At 51.6% G+C, this 17,919-nt stretch carries 14 protein-coding genes; 5 read left to right on the top strand and 9 right to left on the bottom strand.

Annotated elements, in window-relative coordinates; genetic code table 11:
* Positions 1-75: 75 nt before the first annotated feature.
* Positions 76-288, bottom strand: coding sequence for a hypothetical protein (locus ACO0LH_RS19300; protein ID WP_422942764.1), 213 nt, complete (start codon positions 286-288; stop codon positions 76-78).
* Here ACO0LH_RS19300 and ACO0LH_RS19305 point away from each other — a divergent pair.
* Positions 283-2,205 (top strand): TonB family protein, encoded by a 1,923-nt coding sequence (locus ACO0LH_RS19305; protein WP_422942765.1) that lies wholly within the window; start codon positions 283-285, stop codon positions 2,203-2,205. The genes ACO0LH_RS19300 and ACO0LH_RS19305 overlap by 6 nt on opposite strands.
* Positions 2,206-2,257: 52 nt before the next feature.
* Complete coding sequence (locus ACO0LH_RS19310; RefSeq protein ID WP_422942766.1) at positions 2,258-3,292, top strand: rhomboid family intramembrane serine protease; 1,035 nt, start codon at positions 2,258-2,260, stop codon at positions 3,290-3,292.
* 4 nt (positions 3,293-3,296) lie between these two features.
* On the opposite strand, the gene ACO0LH_RS19315 is transcribed toward ACO0LH_RS19310, so the two are convergent.
* Together ACO0LH_RS19315 and ACO0LH_RS19320 are read right to left on the bottom strand one after the other, a co-directional pair.
* Entirely contained in the window at positions 3,297-4,190 is an 894-nt protein-coding gene (locus ACO0LH_RS19315; RefSeq protein ID WP_422942767.1) for a PhzF family phenazine biosynthesis protein, read from the bottom strand.
* A 101-nt stretch (positions 4,191-4,291) separates the two neighbouring features.
* On the bottom strand, positions 4,292-5,581 hold the full coding sequence (locus ACO0LH_RS19320) for a hypothetical protein (RefSeq protein ID WP_422942768.1): 1,290 nt from the start codon (positions 5,579-5,581) through the stop codon (positions 4,292-4,294).
* A gap of 108 nt (positions 5,582-5,689) precedes the next feature.
* On the opposite strand from ACO0LH_RS19320, the gene ACO0LH_RS19325 reads away from it, so the two are divergent.
* The gene (locus ACO0LH_RS19325) at positions 5,690-6,310 is read left to right on the top strand and encodes a tRNA-uridine aminocarboxypropyltransferase (RefSeq protein WP_422942769.1); all 621 of its coding nucleotides are present in this window, start codon (positions 5,690-5,692) and stop codon (positions 6,308-6,310) included.
* Positions 6,311-6,377: 67 nt separating this feature from the next.
* Positions 6,378-7,244, top strand: coding sequence for a hypothetical protein (locus tag ACO0LH_RS19330; protein WP_422942770.1), 867 nt, complete (start codon positions 6,378-6,380; stop codon positions 7,242-7,244).
* Between the two features lie 133 nt (positions 7,245-7,377).
* Here ACO0LH_RS19330 and ACO0LH_RS19335 read toward each other — a convergent pair whose 3' ends face one another.
* From ACO0LH_RS19335 to argP, 6 genes are all read right to left on the bottom strand, one after another.
* Positions 7,378-9,357 (bottom strand): OPT family oligopeptide transporter, encoded by a 1,980-nt coding sequence (locus ACO0LH_RS19335; RefSeq protein ID WP_422942771.1) that lies wholly within the window; start codon positions 9,355-9,357, stop codon positions 7,378-7,380.
* Between the two features lie 387 nt (positions 9,358-9,744).
* On the bottom strand, positions 9,745-11,028 hold the full coding sequence (locus tag ACO0LH_RS19340) for an alpha/beta hydrolase family protein (protein ID WP_422942772.1): 1,284 nt from the start codon (positions 11,026-11,028) through the stop codon (positions 9,745-9,747).
* A 293-nt stretch (positions 11,029-11,321) separates the two neighbouring features.
* Positions 11,322-12,977, bottom strand: coding sequence for a chaperonin GroEL (groL, locus tag ACO0LH_RS19345; RefSeq protein ID WP_422942773.1), 1,656 nt, complete (start codon positions 12,975-12,977; stop codon positions 11,322-11,324).
* A 41-nt stretch (positions 12,978-13,018) separates the two neighbouring features.
* Positions 13,019-13,309 (bottom strand): co-chaperone GroES, encoded by a 291-nt coding sequence (groES, locus tag ACO0LH_RS19350; protein ID WP_110257032.1) that lies wholly within the window; start codon positions 13,307-13,309, stop codon positions 13,019-13,021.
* Positions 13,310-13,620: 311 nt separating this feature from the next.
* Complete coding sequence (locus ACO0LH_RS19355) at positions 13,621-16,035, bottom strand: phosphocholine-specific phospholipase C (protein WP_422942774.1); 2,415 nt, start codon at positions 16,033-16,035, stop codon at positions 13,621-13,623.
* A gap of 254 nt (positions 16,036-16,289) precedes the next feature.
* A complete protein-coding gene (gene argP, locus ACO0LH_RS19360; protein ID WP_422942775.1) occupies positions 16,290-17,186 on the bottom strand; it encodes an HTH-type transcriptional regulator ArgP in 897 nt (298 codons plus the stop codon).
* A 115-nt stretch (positions 17,187-17,301) separates the two neighbouring features.
* Here argP and ACO0LH_RS19365 point away from each other — a divergent pair, with 115 nt between their 5' ends.
* Positions 17,302-17,907: a LysE/ArgO family amino acid transporter gene (locus ACO0LH_RS19365; protein ID WP_422942776.1), complete on the top strand. Its 606-nt coding sequence runs from the start codon at positions 17,302-17,304 to the stop codon at positions 17,905-17,907.
* Positions 17,908-17,919 lie beyond the last annotated feature (12 nt).

Genomic DNA, 17,919 nt, shown 5'->3' on the forward strand with positions numbered 1-17,919 from the left:
ATAAATGAGTTCCTGATTTCAGTAGTGATTTGTCCAGACAGTATCAGGCGGCGACAGGCAATATCAGGCAGGAGTTCAAGAAACAGCGCAGAGCAATTTTTCGCCTTGCCTGATACTTTCAGATGGTAAAGTACGATTCGCATTTTTACCATGCGATAATCGTGTACTACCTGAAGAATCTTCGATAACCGTTGCATGAATCTGTTTCCAGCCAAAACTAAACGCAAAATGCCTGTTGAGATCAAAAAACGCCTGACTGGCGGTTTGATTATCTCTCTGTTGGTGCATGCATTTATCCTTTCTTTGCAATTTGGCTTGCCAGGTCTGGGCTTACCTGAACTGGAAGCACCCTGGAATAAACGACGTGCTGCCACGCCAGAAATCAGCATACAGATTGCCAATTCGACACCCGCAGCCACGCCTGCTGTAGAGCCATCCACCGCTATATCTACTAATTCCCCTAATCCTGCTTCAGCGAGTGCCGCGAATCCGCTGTCGGTATTGCCGCTTAATACTGCCGCAACGGCTACAGCTACGCCGTCAGCAGCGGCGACAGAACGTACAGAAAGCAAACCTGCGGTTGCCGGCATTCGCCTGGTTGCACCACAAAAAGCAGCACCTGTACCGGTGCCAGCCTTGGCAAAAGCGGCAAGCAAGCCACGTACAGCCAAAAAATTCACTACTGATGCAACGCCACCACTGGCACAAAAACGCAAGATGCAGGCAACTGATGTGCCACGCGTCATTGCCCAGAACAAGGTGCGCGATGATAATTTTGTCATGGCCGTGCCTGACCCTGATGAGCTGCCGAAAAAGGCAGAAGCAGAAGCTGAGTTGAAAAAGCAAAATGATGAAATGACACAAGCTGGTGTCGAGGAAGAAATCGAACAGGCCAAGGCTGCGAAGGCAGCAGAACAAAATCAGAAACGTAAAAAACGTGAAGAGCTGATGCGCAAGCAGACCGAAGAGCTGGCGCAACAAAAAACAGCCGACAATACTGCCCAGCGTGAGCAACTGGCAAAACAACTTGATGAAGATAACCGCAAGAAGGCAGACGAAGCAACACGCAGGTCAGCCGCTGCCCTGGCCTTGCAAAAACAACTGGAAGCTGAAGAGCAAAATCGCCGCGCTCAGCAAGAAGCTGCCAAAGCCGAAGAAAGCAAGCTGGCAGAACAGAAACGCCAGGACGATAACAAACGCCAGGATGAGCAACGTCAGCAAATCCAGTTAGCACAGGCAGCACAGGTACAAAAGGAACAACAGCAGCGTGAGCAGCAAGTAAAAGAGCAGCAACTGGCACTGGAAGCAGAAAAACGTAAGCAGGAAGAGCAGCGTCAGCAAGCGGCTGCCGTAGCCAGACAAAAACAGCAGGAAGAACAATTGGCAAAAGCCAGGACTGAAGAGCTATTGGCAAGACAGAAATCGGAAGAACTGGCTGCAAAACAAAAAGCAGATGAACAGGCTGCCCGTCAACGAGCCGAACAAACGGCGGCCGAACAAAAAGAACGTGAAGCAACACAGCTTGCCAAGGCCAATGCAGCGGCAGCGGCCGCTGCAGCCAACGCCGCAGCGAATAAAGCCAATGCGGCCAATGCGGCCAATAGCGCTTCCAACACCGCTTCCAATACCGGTGCCAACTCCCCGCTGAGTGCTGGCCCGAATGCCAGCTCCAACGGCAGCAACCCCGGTGGTAGTACCGCGCAGGGTGACAAAGGAAGCAGCTTTGTTTTACCCAAGAGTATTCTGGGTAGTGATCTGGCAAACCGTGCACGTGAGCAGGCCCGTGGGCTGGATTTATTGCGCGGCACGCCGCCAGCATCACGCGCTGAGGCTGAAGAAAAACCGCGTCGCCGCAGTGTCTTTGGTGGTCTTGATAAAGATGTGCCCGTGCGCTTGTATATCGATAGCTGGAAACAAAAGATAGAACGCAACGGCAACCTGAATTATTCGCAATTGTCCAAAGACAGGGCGCGTGGCGACCCCGTGGTGACTGTTTCCATACGCAGCGACGGTAGCGTCGAAGATATCACCATCAACCGTTCCAGTGGTCGCGCTGACATCGATGAGGCAGTGCGCAGGATTATTCGCCTGAACGCCAAGTACGCGGCCTTCCCGCCTAATATCGCAGCACAATATGATGTGATAGAAATACGTCGCATCTGGAATTTTGAAGAAAATTTAAGAATCATTGAAGAGCTGCGATGATGCGCTTATGTGGTGACTATCACTTCACGATGATTAAATCCAAATGCATTCCATGACAAAAATAAAACCATATTCCTATGTGTCGATAGGTCTCATCGGCATCAGCGTCGCCGTTGCCTTTATGTCTGGTCTTGGGACTTCATTTTCTGCTTTGCAGGACTTACTGATTTCTGAGCCAGGCCATGCTGTTTTGTCGGATATCCTGTCAGGACAGGTCTGGCGCTTGATTACACCAATCTTTATCCACTTTGGTTTGATGCATCTGGTCTTCAATGCCTTGTGGGTATGGGATCTGGGTATTGTGATCGAAAATAAAAAAGGCCTGTGGTTTTATACCGGCTTTGTTCTGGTGGCGGCCATTATCTCCAACCTGGCGCAATACCTGCTGTCTGGATCGCCACTGTTTGGTGGTTTGTCTGGAGTGGTGTACGGCCTGTTCGCCTATGTCTGGATACGCGGGCGTTTTGATACCAGTTTTGATGCAGGGGTGCGCAAGGCCACAGTGAATATGATGCTGGCCTGGTTTGTATTATGCTGGACAGGGTTGCTGGGGCCTATTGCAAACTGGGCGCATACCGCGGGCCTGCTGGCTGGTGCGGCCTGGGCTTATCTGGAATGCCGCTTGCTGGGTTTGAACACACTGGTGGATACTGCTGGCGCATCCGGCAAGCAGAGCCTGGAATATCTTTCAGCCGCTGATATCTTGAAACTTGAAGCACAAAGGGCCTGGGTCAAAGAGCAATATCTGCCAGAAGCCAGACATAAATTTGATACCGTTGCGGGAAAACTGGGCATCATCAGTGCGATTCTGAATCAAAAACCGCTTGTCTCGCGCCCCGTTGATGAACAGCAATCCCTGGAAGTCGTCTTCGCCGATGCGCTGGTACAAGAAACAGGTTTGGGATGGGCGATCGTGGATGATGACAGACAAAGAACGCCGGTACTGGTAAGCGCAGATGCGCCATTGATTGTCTTCCCGCTCATGCCTGCCAGCAAACTGAGTGCTGGTGCGGGTATCACTGTGATGGACGATCTGTTCGCCACCACGGTCGTATCCATTCGTCAGCGTTTGCAGGCAAGGGCGTAGATACTTATTTCACGCGCATAGTCCCGTTGACCAGCGTGATACTGCACCCGCCTATCCACGGATGCCTGTCCACATAGGTGACGCTGACGCGGCCGTCGCGTTTGAGCACCGTACCCTGCCTGACACTGTAATCCTTGTAATAGGCATTATTGTCGGCTTCGGCCTGCATCTGCTTTACCCAGGCTACGCAGGCATTGGCACTGCCGGTCACCGGGTCTTCCACCAGTTGCCCGTATTCCGGCAGGAGAGCGCGTACTTCAAAGTCGATGGGATTATTGATGTCGTTCGGCCCGTAAATTGTAATACCATCTGTGCCACAAATGCTGACCAGTTCCATGAAAGCGGGCAGGTTTGCCTCGACGGCCAGACATTGCTCGGCTGATTCAAGACGCACAACCAGCCATGAAATTCCCATACGTGCAATGACTGCGGGTATGACCAGATCCAGTGCCTTGATATTCAAGGCTTTCGCCAGCAAGGCGTGATGTTTTTCGTCCAGCGTTTGAAGTTCCGCATGTGGAGCGCGAAATGCCAGGCTACCATCAGACAGAATATTCACTGGCACCAGGCCAATGCCGCATTGCTGAATAATGACATGAGGGCTTTTGGTCCTTAAACCAGCTTCCAGCAAGGCATGCGCTGTGCCCAGGGTAGGGTGGCCGGCAAAGGCAAATTCTGATTCAGGAGAAAAGATGCGGACACGATAATCTGCGGCAGGCTCAGTGGCAGGTAAAACGAAGCTGGTTTCTGCCAGGTTGGTCCATCTGGCGATGGACTGCATTTCTTCATCGCTTAAACCTTCTGCATCCATGATGACTGCAACGGGATTGCCAAGGAACGGCACTGTGGTAAACACATCGACTTGCTTGAATTGACGCTCATTACGTTTTTCTTGCATAGGTCTTTATTCCATTACAGATGCCATATCTGGCTGCTGTCGTTTTTGCTGCCGTGGCGGGTCAATTTATTTTCAGTCACCATTCTGTGTTGGACTGCCTGTCAAGGCAGCGCGGTTGGTTTGGCGAGATAGCTGGATGAATAGGTTTTAAATTGTCCACCGTCAGTGTTAATTGAGGTCTGGTTGATTTCACCGGTGCTGAACACTGCGCCAATGCCGCCGACAGCCACCATCTCGCTGGTATGCGTGAGGAAATAACGCACGCGGTTGTCACGCCATTTACCGGCAGAACCAAATTGCGTAGATGCTACGCCAAGCGGTGTCTGCCACCATAACACCGGCAATTGCAAGCCTTCGTAATAGGATTTCGCCAATGCAAAATGTTCCTTGAAATTAGGTGAGGTGGTGTTGGTTTCATCCCAATACCAGCCCGTGCCAGCGCGTGTGCAATAGGAAACCTGTGGCAGGCTTTCAAAACAGCCTGCGTCCCTGTCCAAAGTTTGCATGACGATAAAATCTGCCTTGTCTGCGCCCAGCTTTTGCATATAGGAGAGGGCAGTTGCATGCAGATCACCAAACAGGGCCGGTGGGAAGCCGACATAAGCATTCGGCGCATATTTTCTGGCGATCTGTATCAGGCACTGGCTGACGCCGGCGACACTGTTGGGCAGATTGCTGCAATCAGCATCAATATTGACCAGTGCAAAAACGGTGGCCGGATCAGCATTATTGGAAAGCCTTTGTGCATAGCCCCAAAAGTCAGGTTCAAAATTGACCAGCGCGGGTTTGCCATAAATTTTCAATTGCTGGAACAGCAGGCGCACATTATTCCAATAGCCTGTCATGAAGGTATTATTGGCCAGGCCAGTCAGGTTACCGTCGCCATTGCTGGCCATCTGGTACAAGGTGAACATGGGTACGGCGCCCAGGGCATCTGCATTTTTGGCGACGATTTGTACATAGGCGCCAGAAGGGCTGTTCCAGGTCGGCCATGAACCAGCCCCGACACCGTTCAGGTATTGGTCATAGATATCCGGCGTGATCCCCTGCCTTTGAATATCCGCCAACTCGGCAGTACCGAGACCAACCAGAAAGCGCGTAGGCTTGCCCAGTTTGGCGGCCAGCGCCGCCGCTTTTTTTTCCAGCGTGACCACGGTTGTGCCAGTAGTTGTACCCGTGCCGGTGCCCGTCGTGGTTCCGGTGCCAGTCGTAGTTCCTGTTGTCGTGCCGGTAGTCGTTCCAGTGGTGGTACCTGTCGTCGTGCCGGTACCGGTTGTTCCAGTTGTTGTGCTTGTGCCGGTTGTCGTTGTCGCAGCAGAAGAGCTGCCTCCGCCACCGCAAGCACTCGTGACAAGCAACAGGCCGGTAGCCAGGATAAGTGGGATTTTCATAAGGCAGCTAACATAAGGGTAGATATTAATAATAGTCGATGCCGTTCGCCCTTGTCGCAAAAGAGGATTTACCTTGCTGGTAAAATAACAATCCTTCACAATGTTTGCATGTTGAATAGTCAAATTAAAAGAACAAGCTGTCCACGATGCCTGAGACCAGAGAGTGCCTGCCTGTGCCGCTGGATAGTGCCCTTGCCGAATGTAGTGGAAGTATTGATTTTGCAACATCCGCTGGAAGTCAACAATGCCAAAGGTAGTGCGCGCCTGCTCGATCTTTGCCTGCAAGATTCCCGCATGATTGCAGGTGAACAGTTTGACGAATCACTTTTGCAAGCTACCCTGTATGCGAATGACAAACAGCCAGTATTGCTGTATCCGGCTACTTCACTGAATGAAGCACCTGATCTGCAATATCAGCCCGTCGACCTGGTGTTGCAAGAACAGCTGTTGTCAGACCTGCGCCTGGTCATCATTGATGCCACGTGGCGCAAAAGTCGCAAGATGCTGTACCTCAATTCCCGCTTGCAGCAATTGCCCCGCCTGAGTTTGCAAGACATGCCAGCTTCGCATTACCGCATACGCAAAGCCCATGCGCCAGACCAGTTGTCGACGCTGGAAGCGACGGCTTATGCATTGATGCAGCTTGAACGGGATGAGGGAAAATATCAGCCGTTGTTACAGGCATTTGATGGTTTTGTCGGGCAACAGATGGGGTTTCGTCCGGCATGAAGAATTTTATTTTCTGTATGCCTGCCTGAGATGAAACGTTTCAACATTCTATTTATTGCGGAGTGATATGGGAACCTGGGGTGCTGCACTATACGACGATGATTCCGCCAGTGATTTGAAAAATACATTGGCACTACTCTGCAAAGTACCGGTAGATGGTGAACGCCTGCTCAACTATCTGAAACAGTTGCACGGTGAGCGCAATCCAGCGGATGGCGATGACGCTTTTTTCTGGCTTGTCACGGCAGATCAGTTTGAAAAACGTGGCATTGTGTGTACTGAAGCAAGTACAAATGCCCTGGCGATCATTGAACATGGCATCGACCTCGACAATGCGAGAGACAGAGGGGCCGATGAAAAATTTCTTGGCAAGCGTGCCAGGGTATTGGATGAACTGGCGGCCAGATTGAAGTCACCACGGCCTTTGCGCGACAAAAAAACGGCAGGGAAACCACCGGACATGGTTTTGCAAACGGGTGAAGTATATGCATTCCCGACCATGCAAGGGATGGGCTGGAATCCTTATCGCAATCTCGCTGAAGGGTCCTTCAAGGCAGATGGCTGGAGCGCCATGGTGGTACTGGATACGGGCAGGATGTTTGACTGGTTACCCTGGTGTGCACTGGCTTCATTGTCGGTTGATCCTGTAGTCAAGCCGACCTTGCATGATGCTGTACGCGGGCAAATGATTTTTCATCTGCAAACTTATGGGGCCGGGCGGTTTGTCCCCAAGCGCAAGCATGCTCAGGGCCTGGGTCTGGAGTTGCTTGGTCATGTCACGCTGGACCCGCTGCTGGTTGCACCACATTTGTCAAAATGGTCTGTTTCTACTGCTATCGCATGCGATTGGAGTATCGCCTACGCTGCCTATTCAGGAACTTACAAAGGCTTGCCGACAGGCTGTGAACTAGAGGCGCTGCTAAACACCGGTTGAGCGTGGAAATTCACAGGGATTGCCCCAGGTGATATGGGATTTGAGGACATAAAAAAAGCCCCGACGAATCGGGGCTTGAAGCTTTGGTGTTGAATCAAATCAGCGCATTAATTCAATACGCTAAGTTCATACCTTAAATCAAGACATTAATAATTGCATTACCTATCCCTATCAAAGCCGCACCAGAGATCAGACCCGCGCAGATGGGTTCACAACCTTCTACCCAGAAATCATGGCCTTTGCTGCCAGGCTGGCTATTGCGGCTACCCATCCACCAGAATATGGCAGCACCTATCCACATCGCCAGGCAGGATTCTGGTGGCAAAATAACGCCCAGGCCGATAGACACTGCGGACAGTGGGAAGCGGCCTTTGGTAAAGATACGCGCACATTCAATGAGGGTGGCTGCAACAGCAGCCACAATGATGGCTGTGATGGCAGAGGAGGGCAGGCTGCTGAAGCCTTTGGCGATCAGTTCTGCCACGCCTTTCCATTGCATTGCACCCGGGAAGGCAAATTTGTCAGACACTATGGTGGCAGTTGAGCGTACACCGTTGGCATCAGGCGGCAGGAACAGCAGGAAGTACAGCGGTACGCAAGCCAGTGCGCCAGAGAAGATGCCGATAATATGGCCTATCGCCTGCTGCCTTGGTTTTGCACCCAGCATATAGCCAGGCTTGATGTCTGACAGGAGATTAGATGCATTCGATGCCACTTCTGCCGTCATGCCCGCAGGTATCAGGTTGTTGGCTGGATTGGCACTGTCAATCGCACCCATGCTGAACTGGGTAATTTTTGACAGGGTGCTGGTGGGTGTCCATGATGTCAGCGCCATCGCATTGGCACAAATGATGGTCAATATGAATACCAGTGGCAAAGTGATGATGGACATGAACCATGGCACGCCAAAGAAGGCATGCGTAGTCCAGGCCGCCAGCACACTGAAAACAGGGATGCCGATGTAAGAGATCATCAAAGGCACTTCAATATGATCGAGGATATTGCTGGTCTTGTCGGTCTTGTTTTTGCCAGCTTTTTTGAAGATGCTGGTGAACAGCTCAGGTTTGGCTGCCAGGCTGATGAAGGACGCCACCACCATCATCGATACCGCCCACCACAGACCCCATTGATTGACGATCTCGGTACGCGAGATAGGGACGATCTTGCCAGTGGGGGCTATGCGTTCAACAATATCGCCACGCTGTATCATCCACGGTGCGAGGAAAACGAAGTTGATGATGGTACCCAGCAAGACACTGCTGGCGACACGTATTCCCATCAGACCACCTACGCCCAGCATGGCGGCATCAAGTGTCAGGCGCAGACCGAGTGCACGAAAATCGGTACCCAGTATCTTGGGGATCAGCAAATCATATTTGACAGCAGCGGTGTAGTAGTAATGATCGACACGTTCCTGGAAATGCCAGGCTTCGGTCATGCTGGTCCATTTATCCATGCGCAGGATCTTGAACTGTATCAGTTTCATCCAGCCATCGCTGGTGATCATCTGGTAAATTGCTGTCCACATGGCGCTAAAAGCCATCAGGCGCGCCTTGTACATGCCACTGGCAGCTTCGCCGGTGTACACGGCATCCAGCACGACGCCGCAGGCACGGCCTTCCGGGAAGGGTAACTGGTCTTCATTGATGAAGCGGCGCTTCATGGGGAAGGCCACCAGCACACCCAGAATGGAGCAAACACTCATCCACACCACCAGATGCCACCAGGTGACCACCGTACCGCTGATCAGCATATAGGCTGACAGCACGGTGTTGAGCGGCATGGTCATGTAACCGGCTGCGGTCGCGATGGATTGCGTGCAGTTGTTTTCAAGGATGGTGAAGTCCTTGGCGATACCCAGGTTGGCAAGGATTTTAAAAATCGCAAATGCCAGGATGACCGAGGTCAGGCCGACACCGATGGTGATACCAGTTTTTGCACCGATATACAAAGCGGTGGCAGACAGGATGCCGCCCAGCAGAAAACCGGTAAATGCCGAGCGTATGGTCAACTGCGCCATATCGCCCCGATAAATATTGGTGAACCACCACTCGTCCTTTTGGGCACGGGTCCAGGTTCGTATCTGCTCGTCGCTTAATTGTTGCAGCGCCATATTTTCTCCAAAGCGGGTAGTAGTGCTCGATGGTGATGTTGCCCGGCTTGCGATCATAGGTGCAAGATCATTGCAAATATGAAACAGCTTGCTGGAAATATGAAAATTTTCTTTCAGGTGCGGCAGTATCCAAGCGGGGGAGGTTCTCTGTCAAGCGGGCCGTTAAAAAATTGCTTCGCTGCGTTGTTCTATATGATTTATAGCAGGAATTGCATGTTGAAATGAGGATGTTCAATATGAAAGATATTAATATCATCCTATTTGTAGTCAGGTAAAAAATTAATTTAGCAATGGCGTGGCTGGGATTCGTGCGCCACGATGCCATTGATAAAGTACAAATACCTTTCTGCTTCCGGGTATCTGTACGGTGATTCTTGCTTGCAAGCGCTATTCGCGATATGCCTTCGCGTACTTTTCACCGCGTTGGCCTTTTGCCCAGTCTGCCATCAGATCATAAAATCCCGGAGTAACACGGGTATGCTTGCGCACGCCGTCTTTTGCTTCTTCATATTCCCGCATGCCGTGGTCGGTATTCGGGAAACGGTAAATCGTGATATCCCGACCTTGTTTGCGTAGACTTGTCAGCCGCTCCAAAGTCAACGCGCCCGGCGCTTGCCTGTCTTCATCTGCGAAGACCCACAACTGCGGGGCATCGACATTGCTTAACACCTGCATGGGATTGATCGACCAGTCGATATTCAGTTTGTCGAATTGTGGTACGCCGTGATGGCGCAGGTCGTCCACTGACATGCTCACGAGCACACCCGAATACCCTCCCTTTATGCCGGAAAACCAGGCTTCTTTTCCAAATTGATTTTGTACGCCTGCAAGCTCTTCCAGTCCCTCTTTTATCCTTGATTTTGCTATTTTTGCCGTGATGTTGGTTACCTTGCTGGCCTTGGCGATGACGTCATCGTCATAGCCGCGATCCCGTAATTCTTTTGTGACCTGAGCCGCATCCTGTTCTGTGATATCGACGACCAAACCGTAGCCAATGCCGAGAAACTCTGCTTTTGCACGAGCCGCCGCAAGCGGGACTATCCATCCTCCCTGGCTTAAACCTATGAGGCCAAACCGGCCGAACTGTCCTTCCGCCAGCCGTTTGGCCTCGTGCGACGCTGCTACCAGGTCGTCGGCCAACTGAGGGAAGTTCTGCGTATATTCTCCACTGGAAAGTCCCGTACCGCGTTTGTCATAGATAAAAACCGAAACGCCGCGTACGACCATTTGGTAAGGATCGCGTGCGCGGTCAATCCAGCCAGTACTTTCGGAACCATGCGCATAGACGACCAGCGGCGTGTTTTTTGTGGCGTCTGGCGGTACCATCAAACGCCCTGCGAGCATGACACCGTTTGATACGAATCGCGTATTGAATTCAGCAATGGCAACTTTCGGCCAGTGTCCCTTGCCTTCGATAAGTACTGCATTTTTTTCGCATTTGAGTATTGTTCCGGCATCCTGCATGTTGCCAACAATGCCATCGTTAAAGGTATAACTAAATCCTTTGTCTGTTTTTGTCAGCGCGACGAATGTCGTCTTATCTTTTCGAAAAACACCAGTTTCACAAAGCGTTGATTTCGGCAAGCCAGGTGAAGCTGTGGCATCCTGAGCAAAGAAAGTGACACCTGGCAGCAGAGATGAAGTCAGCAGGACGGACAATAGTATTTTCACGCGGTTCTCCGGTAGGAATAAGTGTCAGGGATGTTAGGCGATATCGTCGTCGCCAAGTTGCGCAATCCGATGAACACGGGGATTTAATGACTCAAGCATGGGATTTCAGCATTGACATGCTGTTTTTTTAAGTCACTCCTGGGCAAACGCTTGCCAGGCCACTTATGTCGCGTCTGAACGACTCGTTTTGCAAATTTGATATGCAGACCAAAACAAAAAGCCCCGCAACTTTCGTTGCGGGGCTTTGAGCAATGCGACTCTCAGAGAGCTTGTTGAGAGTAGCGTAGCAGCTATTACATCATGCCGCCCATACCACCCATGCCGCCCATGCCACCCATATCACCACCGCCCATGCCGCCGCCTGCTTTGTCGTCAGGCAATTCAGCAACCAGCGCATCAGTAGTCAGGATCAGGCCAGCAACAGACGCTGCATTTTGCAATGCAGAGCGCGTTACTTTAGCTGGGTCCAGGATGCCCATTTCTATCATGTCGCCGTAGGTGTCATTGGCAGCATTGAAGCCGTAGTTGCCTTTGCCATTGATGATGGCGTTAACAACAACGCTAGGTTCGCCACCGGCGTTAGCAACGATTTCACGCAGAGGTGCTTCGATTGCTTTCAGAACCAGTTTGATACCTGCTTCTTGATCTGGATTGTCGCCTTTGATGTCGCCAGCAGCTTGACGTGCGCGCAGCAGGGCAACGCCACCGCCAGGAACAACGCCTTCTTCAACAGCAGCGCGAGTAGCATGCAGAGCATCTTCAACGCGAGCTTTTTTCTCTTTCATTTCAACTTCAGTTGCAGCACCAACCTTGATCACAGCAACGCCACCTGCCAGTTTGGCAACGCGTTCTTGCAGTTTTTCACGGTCGTAGTCAGAAGTTGCTTCTTCGATTTGCGCGCGGATTTGTTTAACGCGTGCTTCGATACCAACAGCCTGGCCAGCGCCATCGATAACGGTCGTGTTTTCTTTACCGATTTCGATACGTTTAGCTTGGCCCAGATCAGCCAGAGTTGCTTTTTCCAGTGTCAGGCCAACTTCTTCAGCAATCACTTGACCACCGGTCAGGATAGCGATGTCTTCCAGCATGGCTTTGCGACGGTCACCGAAGCCTGGCGCTTTTACAGCTGCAGTTTTCAGGATGCCACGGATGTTGTTCACAACCAGAGTTGCCAGTGCTTCGCCGTCTACGTCTTCAGCGATGATCAGCAGTGGGCGGCCGGATTTTGCAACTTGTTCCAATACTGGCAGCAGGTCACGGATGTTCGAGATTTTTTTGTCGAACAACAGGATGAACGGGTTTTCCAGGATAACGGATTGTTTTTCTGGATTGTTGATGAAGTAGGGTGACAGGTAGCCACGGTCAAACTGCATACCTTCAACGATGTCGAGTTCGTTGTCCAGGGATTTGCCGTCTTCAACAGTGATCACGCCTTCTTTACCGACTTTGTCCATTGCTTTGGCAATGATGTCGCCGATGTTTGCATCGGAGTTAGCAGAGATGGAACCAACTTGAGCGATTTCTTTGTTGGTTGTTGTTGGCTTGGACAGCGTTTTGATTTCAGCAACGATAGCTGTAACCGCTTTGTCGATACCGCGTTTCAAGTCAGTTGGGTTGAAACCAGCTGCTACATATTTGAAACCTTCGCGAACGATGGCTTGTGCCAGAACTGTCGCTGTGGTTGTACCATCACCAGCGTTGTCAGAAGTGCGGGAAGCCACTTCTTTCACCAGTTGTGCGCCCATGTTTTCGAGCTTGTCTTTCAGTTCGATTTCTTTAGCTACAGAAACGCCGTCTTTAGTAACGGTAGGCGCGCCGAAAGAGCGTTCCAAAACGACGTTACGGCCTTTAGGGCCCAAGGTGACTTTAACTGCGTTCGCCAGGATGTTGACGCCATTGACGATCTTCGCACGTGCGTCATCGCCAAAAATTACTTGTTTAGCTGCCATATTAATTCTCCGAATTCTTTAATTGATATCGTGGATGTCGATTACTTCTGTACGACCGCGAAGATATCTTCTTCACGCATCACCAGAACTTCGTTGCCGTCAACTTTGACAGCCTGACCAGAATATTTACCGAACAAAACACGGTCGCCAACTTTAACGTCCAGGGCGCGAACTGTACCGTTGTCCAGCAATTTGCCAGGACCAACTGCCAGTACTTCACCTTGGTCTGGCTTTTCAGCAGCAGCGTCAGGCAGAACGATACCGGATGCAGTCTTTGTTTCTTGATCCAGGCGTTTCACGATCAGGCGATCGTGCAGGGGACGAAGGTTCATACAAGCTCCTTTAAATTTTGCGAGTAATTACTATTGGAATTCAATTAGCTGGAGAGGGACTTGTTAGCACTCTCTCTCAACGAGTGCTAAGTATATGGGCGAGGGGAAGGCTTTTCAAGAGCTAAAAAAGAGATAAACTAATATTTCTTTAATAATCAGTGACTTAGTTGCGATTTTGTATTGATACTTGTCCGCTTTTTAAAGCTGAATTGCTTTTTGGTAAGTAAAGATGTATTTTTGATATTGTATTGAGGCTGGGTAAAAATAATTTACCCAGACCCCAAAGACAAAAGTCAAACGAGTATTTGAGGCTACACAATCGTTAATGTGACCGGGCCAGCCAGCACGGAGTAGGCATCATTGTATAAATACCAGAGTGCATAATTGCCTGCTGCCAGGCTGGCGGTATTGAGCGTCACGCTACCCTGACTATTGCTGGCATATTGCCACGCCAGTGAGTTCAACGTGCCTGGCACCGCACCAGCCGCGTACACACCTATCCAGTTTTTTCCATTGACCTGTGCTGGCAATGCCGTGTAGGTGGCAACCACGTTGCTGCCGCGGGAAATGCGCGGTGTAGTGGTGGTCAGGCGGGCTACGTTACGGTTGCCGCCTATCAAGGGGTCTGTACGATTGTTATTGCTATTGCTATCAGTGGCTTCCACGTGACCGGCAACCCTGCGCAGGAACTGGGTATCAGCGCTGCTGGTGACGCTGAAGTCATACCAGCCAAAACTGCTGATCAAGGGATATTCCAGCCGCAGACTCTGGCCACCTGCCAGCGAATAGGTGTTTGCCAGGCTGCCATAGGCATTGTCGCTGATCGTAAAATTACAGGGCTGAACATTGTCGATATTGGACAATGTTAGTACCAGTTTGCCGCTGCTGTTATCGTGGACCGCCTGCACCTCAGGCTTGACAGTGGCTGCGGTGCTACCGCGCCATTCACGCAGGAAGCCATTTGGGCCACTGGCACTGAGTTGATAAGTATCTGTGCTCCAGTTCCAGATTTCTTTCTGGATTTGTTTGCCAGCTTCAACGGTGTAATACCAGGGGCCATCTGCACGTACTTTTGAATACACGATAAACGCGGCACCGGCCGTGCCACTATTGCTGAAACTCACTTCCAGTTGCTTGCTGCTGTTGAACCTGGCCTGAGCCGCCAGCAGATAGGGCAGGCGACACGCAGGGCGTGGCCCCTGGGCTTGCGCATAGGCTTCCTGATGAGGCTGGCTTTGATTGGCCGGTGGCACAGGATAGGGCTTGCCATTCACCGGCACGTAGCTGGCAGTCTTTGGCATGGTGGCCGGCCAGTTTTGATCCGGTGATTTAAAATCAAATGCAGACGTCAAATCACCGCAGACAGTGCGTCGCCATGGCGATATCTGTTTGCAACTGACGGAGGCCCTGTCCTTGCCCAGGCCATTGACCAGCCACTCTTCAAGAAAACGCAACTTCGACGTATGGTCAAAAACCTGGGAGCAAACCTTGCCGCCCTTGCTCCAGGGGGAAATTACCAGCATGGGAACACGAGGCCCCAGCCCTACCGGCTCGCTGCCGTATTTTTCGTAGGCGCCATTGTCGGCCAGCGTAGACCGACCCATGGCAGGGGTGATAGGCGGGATATTTGGAGGCACATGGTCAAAGAAACCATCGTTCTCGTCATACATCAGCAAAAACACGGTCTTGGCCCAGACATCGGGTTCTGCAACCAGAGCCGCCAGCAAGCGTGCCGTCAGGTTTTCACCGGCATTGGGGGAGTTGGGTGAATGTTCGGTGTAATCATTCGGTGCGCATATCCACGATACTTGTGGCAGGCGTTTGTTGCGCACATCATTGGCAAAGGCACTGACCAGACCATCCCCCTTGCTGCCTCCCACGCTGGCACCTGGTGCCAGGCTGCGTGCTTTCTGGTACAGCGGTGAGCTGCTGCTTAACTTGCTGCCGTCTGCATTGACGCGAAAATTCTTGAAGTAGGCAAGATAATTGTCACCGTAATTATCCCATTCCTGGTAGACCTTCCAGCTGACCTGATTGGCTTCCAGCACTTCGGCATAAGTTTGCCAGTTGGGTGCACTGGCCGTGACCGTGGCAGTGACATTGTCATTGGCCGGGTCAGCATTGTAATAACCCTTGGGGTCAATGTTATACAGGCTGCCCATCGCACCTAGCCAGCCCTGGCTGGTGCCAGTCAGCGAATACATGCGGTTGGGATCGGTCGCGCCAAAGATGGAGCAATGATAGGCATCGCAAATGGTAAAAGCATCAGCCAGTGCGTAGTAAAACGGCAGGTCGCCACGGTCAAAATAACCCATGGTCTGTACGGTTTTTTTACTGACCCAGGCATCCCAGCCCTGCCAGGTCTGCTGTGAGCCTTTCCAGGAATGGTCGGTACCTACCGATAGTGCACTGGTATTTCTGGCATCGAAGTGGAAAGGCAATACACTGCCACCTGCCGGATTGGGTTGTTGCCAGACCGGTGCGCCATTCGGCAGGGTAATGGCGCGCGGATCATCAAAACCACGCACACTGGCAAGGGTGCCAAAGTAATGATCAAAAGAGCGGTTCTCTTGCATGAAGATGACCACATGCGCAACATCTGCCAGGGTACCCGTCGCATTGTTGGCTGGCACAGCGAGTGCCTGCTGTATGACGCCAGGCAACAGGCTGGCACCGGCACCTGCGGCTGAAAATTGCAAAAACCTCCTGCGACTGCCAGAAATCATGATTTATCCCTTTAAGTGAAAGTATAGCGTGGTCAGCGTGATGTGGATGCTGATAATATATTTCAAATATGTCAGTGACGTGACCGTCATCAATAAATACGGTAGAGGATAAGTTGCAGCTACCGTGACTTTCATTTCTGAAAACCTGGACAGAAAGCCGCCGCCTTACGTGCTGGAGCGCAAGGGTATGATTGATTAGCTGGCAGTTGAAGAGACTTATAGTGCTGCGATTACGCAGCCAAAGGGGTAATTTGTCACAAGCTGATCCGGGCTTGCTTTATCAGAGTATTGGTCAGGCGCGCCAGCCTGGGCGTTTGCACTTTCCAGTGGTGCCAATACAAGGCGACATCTGCCGGCTGTTCCGGCAAAAGTCTGACTAACTGGTCTTTGCCTGGCAAAGTATTCAGCATCATTTCTGGAATGACACCCCAGCCCAGGCCCAGTACGATGGCATTGTTGTAAGGCGTGGTGGCGGGGATGAAATGGGTGGCATAGGCGTTTTCCTGCAAGCCAAAATGCTGGAGTAGCAGTTGGGCCTGCAATTTGTCCTTGCGGTTAAAAGTCAGTGCTGGTGCCAGCCTTGCGGCTTCACGTGTCATGCCTTGAGGAAACCAACGCGCACAATAATCCTTGCTTGCCAGGGCGTGATAACGCATAACGCCAAGAGGCGTAGCCTGGCAGCCGCGCATGGCTTGTGATTCGGCAGAAATACAACCCAGTACCATACCGCTTTCGAGTAAGTCATGGGTATGATCCTGGTCGTCGATCAAAAATTCGAGCAGGATATTTTCTGCAATCAGGAACTCGGACAAGGCTGGCAAGACCCAGCTGTTAAGACTGTCCGCATTGACGGCAATGGCGATGCTGATGGCAGCACTTTGCTGCCCGGCAAAATCGCTTTGCAAATCCTGCTCCAGTTCCGCCACGCGGCGCAGGTGTTGCAGCAGCTTTTGCCCGGCAGCACTGGGGCGGCAAGGGCGGCTGCGTATCAGCAGGGTATTCCCCAATTGCATTTCCAGCGCCTTGACCCTTTGCGAAACGGCAGAAGCCGTCAGGTTCAGGCTTTGTGCTGCGAGTTCAAAGCTGCCCCTGTCCACCACACTTAAAAAGGCTTCGCATTGGCGGCTGTCAAATCGATTTTGATTGGTCATATTAAGAAAATTTAATGAATTCGTAAATATTTTAAATTTACTTCATTTTAAAGCTTTTCCTGCGCAAAATAGCTGCATTAATCAATGAAGCAAGCAGACAGACAAGGAAGAGATGATGCTGACATTTATATTCAAGGGTATGGGCATGAGTGCCGGGCTGATTATTGCGATAGGCTCGCAAAACGCGCATGTCTTGCGCATGGGTTTGCGCAGGCAGCATGTAGGGCTGACGGTGCTGATATGCATTGCCTGTGAAATAGTGCTGATTGCGGCAGGTGTGGCGGGCATAGGCAGCATGATCAACAGTCAGCCGGTGTTGCTGGTGATCGCACGCTGGGGTGGAGCGGCTTTTCTGGCCTGGTATGGTCTGCGTTCTCTGCGGGCAGCCTTGAGCCAGCAAAGTCTGGTGATAGAAGCAGGCGACTTGACGCTGACAGCAGGCAAGGCGACTTTGGCGGTGCTGGGGGCGACCCTGCTTAACCCAAACACTTATCTGGATACCGTGGTCTTGCTGGGCGCTTTGGGCGGACAACAACCTGGTGATGGTAAATACTGGTTTGCAGTAGGTGCTGTCCTGAATGCCATTATCTGGTTTGTCGCCCTGGGTTTCGGCGCGCGTCTGCTGGCACCGTGGTTTGCCAAACCTGCCGCATGGCGCGTACTCGATAGTATTATCGGCCTGATCATGCTGGCGCTGGCATTGAATTTATTGTTGGCATGACGGCGGTTTGGG

Source organism: Undibacterium sp. TJN19 (assembly GCF_049339485.1).
Classification (GTDB): Bacteria; Pseudomonadota; Gammaproteobacteria; order Burkholderiales; family Burkholderiaceae_D; genus Undibacterium.